The following is a 13197-nucleotide window of genomic DNA, read 5'->3' on the forward strand; positions in this document are numbered from 1 at the left end:
ATTGAAGAATGTAAACCAAGATATAGGTTGCAAAATGTCTGAGATTTGTATATTGTAGATATAAGATATCTTTAATGGTTTTATTTTAAATGATTTTACGTAAATCTCCGAATGATTTTTCTTAAGAGAAAGCGGAGGTTATTTTTAGAAGTCAATTAGAGATATTAAATGTCTGGAAAGGGTGAATAATATGAGTAATACGAATCAACTCTTGGATGTACTTATTATTGGTGGAGGACCAGCGGGGCTTAATGCAGCCCTTGTACTCGGCAGAGCCCGCAAGAACGTCGTAGTCATCGACGATGAGACACCGCGAAACTGGGTTACAAAGGAGACGCATGGGTTTGTGACGAGAGATGGGGCCAGTCCTCGTGAATTTCGCAAAGCGGCAAAAGAGCAGATTGCAGCATACCCTTCAGTTCAATTTGCATCGGATACGGCAGTAGCAGTTACAGGTAGTGATGGTGATTTTGTAATCCAGACTACACAGGGGACAAGCTATCGCACGAAAAAGATTTTGTTTGCAGTAGGTAAGAAAGATCTGCCTCTGGATATTAACGGATTAACAGAGGTTTATGGCAAAAGTGCGTTTGTGTGTCCATATTGTGACGGATGGGAGCTAAGAGACCAGTCGTTGGTCATCATCGTTAGTGGAGATAAGGCATTACATATGGCAAAAGTCATATCCGGCTGGACAGATCGTTATACAATCTGTACGAATGGATCAGATTCCTTGACCGATGAGGAGCGTGAAGAGCTGAAACAGCATCATGTTACTGTATTCGATGCACCAGTTAAATCCATTGACTCTGAAAAAGGAATGGTAAAGCAAGTTGTACTGAATGACGGTACAGCGATTCCATGCACGGGAGTTTTCTTCCAACCCAAACTGTTCACCGGATCAGAACTGCCGAAGGCCATCGGTTGTGATATTTCAGAATCAGGAACAGTTATCGTTGATGCTTCGGGCAAAACATCCATAGCGGGTGTGTACAGTGCAGGTGATGCAGCCTCTGAGTTGTATCAGGCCATTACGGCTGCGTCCCTGGGAGCATTGTCTGCAGTAAGTATTAATACTGAATTGAATTTTGAGAAGTGGGATGAGCCAAGTCAGCATTAGATTATATGAATCAGTGTTATAGAACCAATAGAACCATAGCGATAGCGTCACAAGTTCACACAGTAGGGGATTGCATATGCAATCCTCTACTTGTTGTTTTCAGCCTTAACGTTGAACGATTCCAAAGAGAGGGAGCAACCGGAAGAAAATTTGATATCAAGTTTAAATTGATTTATCATATTATTAAATGATAGATATCACTATCAATTATAAGCAAAGGAGAGGTCATACATGAATGAAAACAGAGCAGCCATCCCTTGGTTAGCGAATACCTTGCTCCATGACGTACAGATAAGAGGTGATCATCATGAATAATACAACTCACATACCACAGCCTAAAATGTATGGACCGCTTGGAAATCTGCCTTTGATTGATAAAAATAAACCAACGTTGTCGCTAGGTGCACTGGCTGAACAGTATGGACCGATATATCGACTTACCGTGCCCGGTTATTCCGGTTTAATCGTATCTGGGCCAGATCTTGTTGCTGAGTTATGTGATGTGTCCCGTTTTGACAAGTTTGTATACAATGAACTCGAAAACGTCCGTGCTTTTGGAGGCGATGGTTTATTCACTAGTAGAACATCAGAGCCCAACTGGAAAAAGGCCCATAACATTCTGCTTCCGACTTTCAGCAAGCAGGCCATGAAAGGTTATCATCCCATGATGGTGGATATTGCCGAACAGTTAATCAACAAGTGGGCACGCCTCAATTCCAACGATACGATTGATGTTGCAGACGATATGACACGTCTTACGTTGGATACCATTGGACTATGTGGATTCAATTATCGGTTTAACAGCTTTTACAGACAGGATCACAGTCCTTTTATTGAGAGCATGGTCAGAGCGCTAAATGAAGCGATGCAGAAAAGCTCGCGTTTGAAAATTCAGAATCTGCTGATGGTCAAAACCAAACGACAGTTCCAGGACGATATTCAGACGATGTTCTCTCTGGTAGATCAAATTATAGAGGAACGTAAAGCGAGTTCAGCATCTGAAGAGGTTGACTTGCTCGCTCGTATGTTGAATGGCAAAGATCCAGGGACTGGAGAAATGCTGGATGATGAGAATATCCGTTATCAGATTATTACGTTTCTGATTGCCGGACATGAAACAACCAGTGGTTTGTTATCTTTTGCCCTGTATTTCTTATTGAACAATCCTGAATCCCTTCAAAAGGCGTACGACGAGGTAGATCAGATTTTGGTCAGTGACTCACCACAGTACGAGGAAATTCTTCAGCTTGCCTATATTCGCATGATTCTAAGTGAATCGCTACGTCTATGGCCAACAGCCCCGGGTTTTGATGTATATGCCAAAGAAGACACCGTCATAGGTGGCAAATATCCCTTGAAGAAAGGGGAGAGTTGTAGCATTCTTCTGCCCCAGCTTCACCGTGACAGAGAGGCTTGGGGAGAGGATGCGGAGCTGTTCCGTCCAGAGCGATTCGAAGATACGACGAAAGTGCCTCATCATGCGTATAAACCTTTTGGTAATGGGGAGAGAGCATGTATTGGCATGCAGTTTGCTTTATATGAAGCAGCTCTTGTGCTTGGCATGCTCCTCAAACATTTTGAGCTGATCGATTATAGCAATTATGAATTGGATGTTAAACAGACGCTGACGTTGAAGCCGGGAGACTTCCGAATCCAGGTGAAAGCGCGCGCGGCTACGCAGCCGATGAATAAGGCAACTGTATATGCAAAAGAGAAACCTGATGTTGTTCATAAAAATGTAGCAAGCAACCGTCAGATGGGAGAAAATGTGTTCGTTGAAGCAGATGGTGATCCATCACTCCTGGTGTTGTATGGTTCCAATCTGGGAACGGCAGAAGGCATTGCCAGGGAACTTGTGGAGAAAGGTCGTTCGTATGGCATCCCAAGTGAAGCTGCAACTCTGAATGAATGGATGGGCCGTTTACCCCGTCAGGGGGTGGTTCTCATCGTCACTGCTTCGTATAATGGTAAACCACCACAAAATGCTACAGCATTTGTAGACTGGTTGAAGGAAGCGGAGTCAGAGGATGCACGGGATGTGAACTATGCAATTTTGGGCTGTGGAGATCGAAGCTGGTCGGGAACATACCAGAGTATTCCGCGATTAATGGATGAGAAACTTGAAAATTTAGGTGGCAATCGATTGTTATCCCGCGGTGAAGCCGATGCCGGAGGTGATATCGAGAAACAAGTCGAGGCATGGCAGCATATGTTGTGGCCGCAGGTGTTGAACGCTCTGGGAATCAACGCGGAAGTAGTGAAGCCAACCCGGCCAAGCACAAGGGGAATTCAAATGGAGTTTGTCCATCAGGAAGCTGAGATGCCGCTTGCACAAACATATGATGCCAGCTATGCCACGGTATTAGTTAATAAAGAACTTCAGGAGATGGGAAGTGGGAGAAGCACACGTCACATTGAGGTGTTGCTTCCTAAAGGTATGACCTATAGAGAAGGCGATCATCTAGGCGTGTTGCCTAACAATCAGTCGCAGAATGTGGACCGGGTTCTGAGTCGGTTCGGGTTAAGTGGAGATGTCCATGTACAATTAACTTCGGACACGAAACACCTTACACATCTTCCCCTTAACCGTCCCGTCAAGGTACAAGAGTTGCTCACTCAATGTGTGGAACTGCAAACACCTGCTACCAGAACACAGTTGCAGGAGTTGGCTAATCATACGGTATGCCCCCCTCATAAGCGTGAACTGGAAGGCATGTTGGACGAGAACGGCTATAGGGATTATATTCTTGCCCATCGAATCACCATGTTGGACCTGTTAGAAAAATATGAGGCGTGTGAGTTGCCTTTTGAAAAGTGTATTGAACTATTACCGCCGCTTAAACCCAGATATTATTCAATATCCAGCTCACCACGACTGAATTCGGAGCAAGCAAGCATAACCGTATCGGTAGTAAGAGAGCCTGCGTGGAGTGGCAGGGGCGAATACCTTGGCGTTGCCTCATCATACCTCGCCAGTTGCCAATCCGGAGAACGTATACTGATGTTTGTACGGACGCCGGAATCCGAATTTGTTCTATCGGAAGAGGCCGATGTTCCCATGATCATGGTGGGACCGGGAACGGGGGTTGCACCGTTCAGAGGGTTCCTCCAGGCAAGAGCTGTCATGAAACAGAGAGGTTTGCCGCTGAGTGCGGCGCATTTGTTCTTTGGGTGCAGGGATGATTCAGATTTCATCTATCGTCAGGAGTTAGAACAATACGAACGAGAAGGCATTGTTAAGTTACACATTGCTTTTTCTCGTGCGGAAGGCAAGCCCAAAACGTATGTACAGGATCTGATGAAAGAGGATTTCGAGCAGTTGCTTCATATGCTCATGAACAATGGAAGAATCTACGTATGTGGAGATGGAAGCCAGATGGCTCCTGCGGTGAAAGAGGCTTTGCAGCAGGCGTATCAGGAGGTGCAGGGAGCAACGAGGCAGCAAGCGAAAGAATGGCTCATTCAGCTTCAGGCTGAAGGACGTTATTTGCAGGACGTGTGGGCAGGTAATATACGAACGGTTGAAACCTCTGAATGTATCTATTAAAACTTAAAAATGAAAGAGTAGTTCACACAAAATAAATCAAATATTTTCACTATATTACAAATATTACATTTTGATAGACTAATATCATATATGATGAAAATGTACTTAAATACGAAAGGAAGATGAAGATGAAAAAGAAACTTATGATTGGTCTATTAACCGTCGTTGCATGTTTCAGTCTTGGCTCCACATCTTTTGCAGCCAGTGTACCTTCAACTTCAATCATTTCCAACGCTTGGTGATATTCCAATGACAGCAAGTTATAATGTTGATCCATACTGGGGACAACTCACACTAAAATCAGTTGATGGTCAAACAGGTTACACATGGACCGTGACATACGCAGGTTATGTTAACTATTAAAGTAGTAATGGAACATTGCTGTTAATCCAAAAAACAGCCGTTCGATCTGGACTTTCACATCCAAATCGGCGGCTGTTTTTTAGATTAGGCACTTTGTAAGAGCGAGAAATGATTCTTATCTGGAATCCTGAATTGTTGCAGAGCTATTATTGGCACTCAGATCGGTAAGCGGATCGAAAGGAGGCCCTGTTATTGTACCTGCGAGCAGTGCTATATCCACCGCATTGACTGGACTGCCCCATGAATTTCCCGAGAAAACCATAACGGCCTGATCATTCACAAATCCTCTGGTATTATAAACTACATTACTGATGATTTCTCCAGTCGTGTTAGGGTTAAAGTATGCTGGTTGACGCAAGGAATAAAAAATATTATTGCGTACAATTAATCCGGTCATATTTCCAATCTGGGTGACGAGGCCCCGATTCACAACCCAACCTGAAGAGGGACCTGCTTGCGGAGGACCGAATATGGTATTGTTTTTTACGGTGTGGTTGGTTCCGCCTAATTGAATAAACTCAACAGCATAAGGATTGTCACTGGTGATCGTTAATCCGTCTACAGTTACTCCGCTTCCAATGATGGTGAAAGGGATAACAGCAGCTTGTAACAGGATAATTGTACTAGGATAGCCCATCAAAGTTACTCCTGCTTTATTAATAGTAATATTTGCAGTAATAGGGTATGTGCCACCAAGAATATGAACGGTTCCCGTTGGAGATACCGCGGTTACACCTTGTTGAATCGTTCCAAAGGGACTAGCTTGTGTTCCATTTCCACCCACCGCGCCTTGTAAAACATATACGTTAAAGGGATCGGGCAGTACAGTACCCGTAGCTCCCGTAGCTCCCGTAGCTCCAGTGGCACCAGTGGCACCAGTGGCACCAGTGGCTCCGGTGGCTCCAGTAGCTCCGGTGGCCCCGGTGGCTCCAGTGGCTCCAGTAGCTCCGGTGGCTCCAGTAGCTCCTGTAATCCCCGTAGAACCAGTAACTCCGATGGCACCTGTTGCACCTGTATTACCCGTTGCACCCGTAGGGCCTTCTGGACCGCCTGATGGACCAGTATCACCCGTTGCACCCGTGACGCCCGTCGGACCTGTATCCCCAGTAGCGCCTGTTGATCCTGTAACACCTGTCGGACCTGTATCCCCAGTGGCACCCGTCACCCCTGTAACACCTGTTGAACCGGAAATACCTGTAGCTCCCGTAGGACCTGATGCCCCAGTAATGCCGGTGGCCCCCGTAATACCGACCGCACCCGTGAGACCTGTCGCTCCTGTATCCCCAGTGGCGCCCGTCACCCCTGTAACACCTGTTGAACCAGAAATACCTGTAACTCCAGAAATACCAGTAGCGCCTGTGATGCCCGTTGCCCCAGTAGATCCTGTGGCTCCAGAGACACCAGTAGGTCCTGTAGATCCTGATGCACCCGTAGCTCCAGTCGTGCCGATGGCACCAGTGAGCCCCGTTGCGCCAGTAGCACCTGTATTTCCTGTAGGTCCAGTAGGTCCTGTAAGTCCCGTAGTTCCTGTAGCGCCTGTTGTACCGGTAGCCCCGGTAGCTCCATTAAAATTCTCACTGCCAAATAATTCGGAATAAACAAGTCGATGAGCAGCAACTAAAGAGCCGGCACTGTTTTTCCCCCAAACAGAAACTAAAATGTCCTCAGGGGTTGCGCCTGTATCTGTAATAACGAATTCAAAGCTGTTGATATCGGCAAAATAACTACGTGTAGCTACTGCGCCAGGTAAAATGGTGAATTGCTCACTCACATATAAAGCTCTGGTTGTAATTAATGAATATCCCTGTATGAGTATAGTCGCGGCGTTTACAGCACTCTGATTTTCAATTTTAATTGAAACCGTCTGGGTGGGTCGTACGCCATTTACTGGACTATTATCAATAGGGCCAGTTAGCAGGATTGCCAAGTTTCTCACTCCTTTTCTCAGAAATCGTGATTATGTGTAATTCACTCACACTGATGTATGTTTATTCTGGATTAGAGAAATGTGCCCTACTTTCTGAGAAACAAATGTAAGAAAGGTAACAATAAAAAAATAAAGATGGCGTGATGAATCCATATGAAAATGCTTACATCTAAAATTTGAAATAAAAAGGATTGACAGTGCCTATTTAAGCGGGTTTAATTATATAGACCGATTGTTATAATTATTTGAAGGAAGTGGCTTTCGTTGAGTGAAAAGTCTAATGCTAGGGAGTCCATTGTCAGCACAGCAGCGAGACTGTTTTTTTCACAAGGATATCATGCGACCGGTCTGAATCAGATCATCAAAGAGAGTAATACGCCAAAAGGGTCGTTGTATCATTATTTCCCTCATGGCAAGGAAGAGCTTGCGCACGAGTGTATTCAAAAAGCCAATGAACAGATCCTGCAGACATTTGAGAAAACATTTGCAGCCCATGATAATACAGGGGACGCCATTCAGAGATTTATTCATGATTTGGCTCATGAAACAGAAGCAGCCGGGTTTACCGGATTTCTGCCATTTAGCTTCTGGGCAGCTGTGGAGACATCGTGTATTAGTCAGCAGTTGCGTATTGCATGTCAGGGTGTATTTGCAGATTGGCAGGATATCATTAAGAAACATCTGATTCTGGATGGCGTTGGTGAAGAGAAGGCGCGGGAGACTGCACTTCTGATCATTTCTTTGATGGAGGGAGCACTGATTATCAGCCTGACCAATCAGGATAAACAGCCTCTGCTGACGGCTGCTGAGTATTTGTCGGTTGTGACGAAGAACGCCAAACAGGTTCAATGAGTTATAGCAAGAGCCAGAGAAAAAGAAAGTTCGATACGTTTGAGGAGGATGGGATCGTGGAGGTTTCCATGAAGGCTGATTCTGCACAGAATCAACAAGAAACGAAGCAATACAAGGTATTTCCGATTTTGTTCGCAATGCTGCTGAGCGGCTTTATTGGTCTGTTTGGGGAAACGGCATTAAACGTGGCTTTGACGCCACTTATGGGTCTGCTTGAAGTAGGACCTACAACGATTCAATGGTTAACCACAGGTTACTTGCTTGTGTTGGGAATCCTGGTGCCGGTATCCGGTATGCTGTTGCAATGGTTTACAACCAGACAGCTATTCACAACGTCCCTGATTTTCTCCATTGCAGGCACATTTGTTGCTGCGCTTGCACCTAGCTTCGAAATTTTGTTGGTGGCACGGGTACTACAGGCTGTAGGTACAGCACTGTTGCTGCCGCTGATGTTTAACACGATATTGGTTATTTTCCCGATTGAAAAACGTGGTGCTGCCATGGGATTAATCGGTTTGGTTATCATGTTTGCGCCAGCAAGCGGGCCAAGTATCTCCGGTCTGATCCTGGCTAATCTGAGCTGGCACTGGATCTTCTGGATTTCGCTGCCGTTCTTCATTATCTCACTGGTATGCGGCTTGCTGTTCTTGCCGAATATTTCGAAATTGACCAAGCCCAAAATCGATGTACTATCCATTATCCTTTCTACTCTAGGTTTTGGTGGTATCGTATACGGCTTCAGTAGCGCAGGTGGACATGGGGATACCGGTGGGGGCTGGACAAGTCCGATCGTTGTATCCACATTGGTTGTTGGTGTGCTGTCCTTGTTACTGTTCAGCATCCGTCAGTTGAGAATGAAACAGCCTATGATGGACTTGCGTGCCTTCAAGTACCCAATGTTTACGATTGGTTTGATTCTTGTCTTCATCTGTATGATGATGATTCTGTCTTCCATGTTAATCCTGCCTATGTATCTTCAGCAGGGAATGGCTGTGACAGCGTTGACTGCTGGATTGGTACTATTACCAGGCAGCTTGTTGAATGGATTTTTATCACCAGTCATGGGACGTTTGTTTGATAAGTTTGGACCGAAATGGCTTGTGATTATTGGAATGACTGTCGTGGCAATAGTTCTGTTCTTATACACAGGTATTGAAGCGACGACTTCCCTTGGTACGATTATTACGTTGCATGTGTTCATGATGGTCGGCATTTCGATGATTATGATGCCTGCACAGACCAATGGTTTGAACCAGTTGCCTCGTGAGTATTATCCACACGGTACTGCAATCATGAATACATTACAGCAGGTATCCGGAGCAATCGGTACTGCGGTGGCGGTAAGTATATTGAGTGCAGGGCAATCCAGCTTTCTAAGTAGTGTGGCGAATCCGGAAACCCCGGAGAATCAACTGGCAGGTTTCACATCAGGAGTACAAAACGCTTTCGTCTTTGCTTTGGTTCTGGCGATAATCGGTTTGATCACTTCACTCTTCGTGAAACGAGTCAAGGTTGGATCTACACCAGAGCAACAAGGTCCAATGCATTAATATTATACCTATGCAATATCAAGAGCGATGCGTTCCTTAACCATAAGGATGCATCGCTCTTTTATTAGGTGAAATTTATTAGTTCAATAATTTGTGTTGACGTGAAACGGGTTTCAGCCATTAGAGTAAGTGTATAGCCAGTCTTCGGCAGCACAAAACATTGAATTTCAGAGCAAATACTTCATGTTCCTGCAAGATTGTATATGTTCATACTAATATAACAGGGTAATATAGAATATATTCGTGCAATTTTAATTAATCGAAAACGATTTATATCTTTTATCTTTATGCAAGGAGACCTCATTATGATAATCATTCATCCCATCGATAACACGATCGAAAAGATGCTGTTACACTACGAAAAAAATGGCCATCTCACACTACAGGCTTCGCTTATTAGTAATAGCTCGGTTGTATATAGATTGCAAGACTATTGTCTCAAGGTATACGCTTCACGAGCAAGATTGGATGGGGAGATGGAAAGTGAAGCAATTAGGTCATTGCAAAATAACCCTTATGCACCTAAATTGTATGCGTATTCACCAGGGGAGTACATCCTGACAGAGTGGATTGACGCATGTAATCTGAAACAATACCGTGCGGCGTATGGACATATTCCTCCAAGCTTGATATATGATATGTTCTCGACAGAGCTTCAGCAGATTCAAGCGGGATATTGGGATTGGGATGTTATCCGATACGAAAATTTACTTTGGACGGAAATCGGAAATGTGAAAAGAACAGACTTTTGGTTGTGTGAGCCTGTAAGAGCCAGACGCGAGAGCCTGTATGAGCAGGTCATTCAAAAGATTGAACAGATCTACAATGGGGATCGAATCGAAATGGAGGCAATGGCGCAGTATTTCATTCGTCACCAGCTTACTTCTTCAGAGATCCAGCAAGCCTTCAACGATTTCCGGTCTCAACGGCCAAGACTGGCGATAGCACAATAAATCATACTTAAAACCCCAGAGATATGGATAATCTTTGGGGTTTCTTTTTTTTACTATAGCCTTGCATTACTTTGGCAGATTGTAAGTTACTTCTTCACCATAGCCAATATTTCATCGGCAACGAGGTCAGGATGATATTGATGGATGTAATGGTCGGTATCTTTAACGGTTACCTGTTTCGATTCATCTGACCAAGATTTGAATTCTGCTTGTGTTTTATCCCATTCGGGCTCACTTGCACCAAAGTAGTCAGCCGTCAGTATGGTGAGTGGAAACGGAAATGGTTGCTTGTGATCCACGACCACTTTTCCATTTTCAGCTATTTCACGCAATTCATCCAACGTGTTTTCATTACCATAGTTGTGTAGTAGGGCAGTTGTATCCAATTTTTTTAAATCTTCAGGTACAAGTTTCAGTTCATTACGGTTGGCATTGGATGTTTCGACAACCAAGTCAGATTGCATGGAGAGGCGGAATAGTCCGGTTTGGATACGTAATTTATTAGCAAAACCACCAATTGTGTCTGCCAAAGAGTCATCGTCCTTCGAATAATATTCAGGGCTTCCACCATCAATCATGACGATACCCTTAACGAGATCCGGGTATTTTTGTGCGAAGCGGATGGTCTCCAGCGAGCCGAGCGAATGTCCAACTAATACATAAGGTGGCTTCTGTCCAGATACCTGCAACAACTCGTGTAATTCTTCAGCTATGGTATCAACATCACGTTTCTTATCGGTCTGATCACTGTATCCATAGCCAAATCGATCATATACAGCGAATTTTGTGTTGGGAGCGAGCTTTTCATATAATGGATAATAATCTACATAGGGATTAGCGGTACCCCAGCCGGAGGCGAGCACTACGGTTACATCGCCTTTTCCACCCGTATATAGATGCATATTTTCACCATGTACTTTGTACAACTCTCCAGGGGGCACAAGTATTTTTGCATCTTGTCTTGCACCTATTTGTTGGTAGATTACCCCTGTACCGAGAAGCAACAGAAGCACCGCCAGGTCGAATATCAAAAACTTGACTAATCTTTTACGCCATTTCTTCATGGTTTCTCACACACTCTCTCGATGTATTTTCTCAATTATATATGCCCAATCTTATACGAGAGAAAACCGTGTCTTAATTCTATCTTAATTAACCGAAAATTGAATATCACCAGCCAATGAATTAATATATAGCTACGATATGAATATATGTTATCTAAATGTTTAATCATAGATTGATTATATAGAACAGAAGGTATGAACAATGACAAAATACGAAAATCAGCTTCCGACATCAGCTGGCATGAACTTCAAGTCCTTGGTCAGTATATTGAGAGATTCCATGCGTGGAGATGTTGAGCGGAGGCCATCAGGTACGATGCCGATAGTGATGTGTGAACCTGCAGAGTCATTCAGTGCATCCGATCATCCGCAGGTTACATGGTTTGGCCACTCGGCGTTTTTGCTTGAAATCGAGGGTCACAGGTTACTCTTTGATCCGATGCTGGGCAATCGTCCATCCCCCGTATCATGGGTGGGTACCAAACGTTACAGCACGAATCTACCGATTCAACCGGAGGATTTCCCGGCTCTGGATGCAATCATTATATCGCATGACCATTATGATCATCTGGACTATGATTCCATTCGCAGATTGAAGGATAAAACAAAACGATTTATCGTGCCGCTTGGCGTACGTCGTCGACTGATTCAACTGGGAGTGCCTTTGGAGCAGATTACCGAGCATAACTGGTGGGATGAGTTATCGTTCAAAGGTCTGACATTTGCTTGTACGCCAGCACGACATTTTTCAGGCAGAGGATTATTCGACCGCAATTCGACGTTATGGTGTTCGTGGGTCATCGCTGGACAACATACAAAAGTGTTCTTTAGTGGTGACAGCGGATACGGTCCTCACTTCAAGGAAATTGGCAGTAAATACGGTCCATTTGATCTGACTTTGATGGAATGCGGGCAATATGACGAACGGTGGTCCAACATTCACATGATGCCGGAAGAGACGGTGCAAGCGCATTTGGATGTAGGTGGCCAGTTGCTTATCCCGATTCATTGGGCCGCATTTACGCTAGCTTATCATGCCTGGAATGAACCGGTCGAACGGATCACCAAGGCAGCACATTCTATGAATGTTAAGATTGCAACACCTAAAATTGGCGAGAAGGTTGTACTTCATACGGATCACTACCCTACACATCCATGGTGGAGACCGGAACTCGGTTGAAATTAAAAGCGTTCAGCTCATTCAATGAGTGGACGCTTTTTCTGTTGCATTTTACATCAGGATCGATAGGGCACTGTAGATTAACATTATACCCATCACGATATTAACTGGACGTTCATATCGCAATAGAAAGCTCTGGAATAATAGTCCACCAAAAGCCCAGGTCATATTGGCGCTAATCCCGATGAAGGTGAGCAGCAAGGAAAATGCGATAAGTTGAACATGGGATTGCCCAAGAGGCAGAACAAAAACAGATATGGCCGTAAGTCCATACAGAATGACTTTGGGATTAATGAATTGCAGGGTGAACCCAAATAGAAATGAATAATGATTCACTGTGTTTTCTTCCGTATCTGCAGGTTTGCTTCGCATAATTTTGATTGCCAGGTAAAGCATGTACACACATCCCAACAGGTTCAAAACGGGTGTGATCTTGGGGATATATTGATGCAGAATAAGGTTGAAATAGCTGGACAAAAACATAATAAGCAAGCAACCGGCTGCAACTCCACTAATAAACGGTAGGGTCTTGCGGAAACCCTTATTTCTTGCATGCGTCATGGAAATGATATTGTTGGGGCCCGGTGTAAATGATGCGATGATTGCGTATGTCACCAAAGGTATGATGTTCATGTGTCCTC

General features: G+C 44.4%; 9 protein-coding genes. 6 read left to right on the forward strand and 3 right to left on the reverse strand.

From position 1 onward, the window contains the following. Positions 1-190: 190 nt before the first annotated feature. Positions 191-1120, forward strand: coding sequence for an NAD(P)/FAD-dependent oxidoreductase (locus MKX40_RS13630; RefSeq protein ID WP_339242315.1), 930 nt, complete (start codon positions 191-193; stop codon positions 1118-1120). A 307-nt stretch (positions 1121-1427) separates the two neighbouring features. Continuing rightward, positions 1428-4667, forward strand: coding sequence for a cytochrome P450 (locus tag MKX40_RS13635; RefSeq protein ID WP_339242317.1), 3240 nt, complete (start codon positions 1428-1430; stop codon positions 4665-4667). Positions 4668-5145: 478 nt separating this feature from the next. Here the strand turns inward: MKX40_RS13635 and MKX40_RS13640 are convergent, their stop codons facing one another. After that, positions 5146-6957 carry a collagen-like triple helix repeat-containing protein gene (locus MKX40_RS13640; protein ID WP_339242319.1) on the reverse strand — a complete coding sequence of 604 codons (1812 nt, stop codon included), beginning with the start codon at positions 6955-6957 and terminating at the stop codon, positions 5146-5148. 264 nt (positions 6958-7221) lie between these two features. Here MKX40_RS13640 and MKX40_RS13645 point away from each other — a divergent pair, with 264 nt between their 5' ends. The 3 genes from MKX40_RS13645 (at position 7222) to MKX40_RS13655 (ending at position 10312) form a co-directional block, all read left to right on the forward strand. Beyond that, positions 7222-7809, forward strand: coding sequence for a TetR/AcrR family transcriptional regulator (locus MKX40_RS13645; protein WP_339242321.1), 588 nt, complete (start codon positions 7222-7224; stop codon positions 7807-7809). Between the two features lie 68 nt (positions 7810-7877). Continuing rightward, a complete protein-coding gene (locus MKX40_RS13650; RefSeq protein WP_339243053.1) occupies positions 7878-9359 on the forward strand; it encodes a DHA2 family efflux MFS transporter permease subunit in 1482 nt (493 codons plus the stop codon). A gap of 305 nt (positions 9360-9664) precedes the next feature. Next, positions 9665-10312 (forward strand): hypothetical protein, encoded by a 648-nt coding sequence (locus MKX40_RS13655; protein ID WP_339242322.1) that lies wholly within the window; start codon positions 9665-9667, stop codon positions 10310-10312. 86 nt (positions 10313-10398) lie between these two features. Here MKX40_RS13655 and MKX40_RS13660 read toward each other — a convergent pair whose 3' ends face one another. Next, on the reverse strand, positions 10399-11376 hold the full coding sequence (locus MKX40_RS13660; RefSeq protein WP_339242325.1) for an alpha/beta hydrolase: 978 nt from the start codon (positions 11374-11376) through the stop codon (positions 10399-10401). Positions 11377-11578: 202 nt separating this feature from the next. Between MKX40_RS13660 and MKX40_RS13665 the strand changes: the two genes are divergently transcribed. After that, entirely contained in the window at positions 11579-12556 is a 978-nt protein-coding gene (locus MKX40_RS13665; RefSeq protein WP_339242326.1) for an MBL fold metallo-hydrolase, read from the forward strand. A gap of 51 nt (positions 12557-12607) precedes the next feature. Here the strand turns inward: MKX40_RS13665 and MKX40_RS13670 are convergent, their stop codons facing one another. Next, positions 12608-13189 (reverse strand): LysE family transporter, encoded by a 582-nt coding sequence (locus tag MKX40_RS13670; protein ID WP_339242329.1) that lies wholly within the window; start codon positions 13187-13189, stop codon positions 12608-12610. Positions 13190-13197 lie beyond the last annotated feature (8 nt).

It is taken from the genome of Paenibacillus sp. FSL R5-0517, from assembly GCF_037974355.1.
Lineage (GTDB): Bacteria > Bacillota > Bacilli > Paenibacillales > Paenibacillaceae > Paenibacillus.

Excerpts from the sequence above, each read along its gene's own strand:
- MKX40_RS13650 (WP_339243053.1), top strand. The coding sequence starts at position 7,878 with ATGAAGGCTGATTCTGCACAGAATCAACAAGAAACGAAGCAATACAAG.
- MKX40_RS13655 (WP_339242322.1), top strand. The coding sequence starts at position 9,665 with ATGATAATCATTCATCCCATCGATAACACGATCGAAAAGATGCTGTTA.
- MKX40_RS13665 (WP_339242326.1), top strand. The coding sequence starts at position 11,579 with ATGACAAAATACGAAAATCAGCTTCCGACATCAGCTGGCATGAACTTC.
- MKX40_RS13635 (WP_339242317.1), top strand. The coding sequence starts at position 1,428 with ATGAATAATACAACTCACATACCACAGCCTAAAATGTATGGACCGCTT.
- MKX40_RS13630 (WP_339242315.1), top strand. The coding sequence starts at position 191 with ATGAGTAATACGAATCAACTCTTGGATGTACTTATTATTGGTGGAGGA.
- MKX40_RS13670 (WP_339242329.1), bottom strand. The coding sequence starts at position 13,189 with ATGAACATCATACCTTTGGTGACATACGCAATCATCGCATCATTTACA.
- MKX40_RS13660 (WP_339242325.1), bottom strand. The coding sequence starts at position 11,376 with ATGAAGAAATGGCGTAAAAGATTAGTCAAGTTTTTGATATTCGACCTG.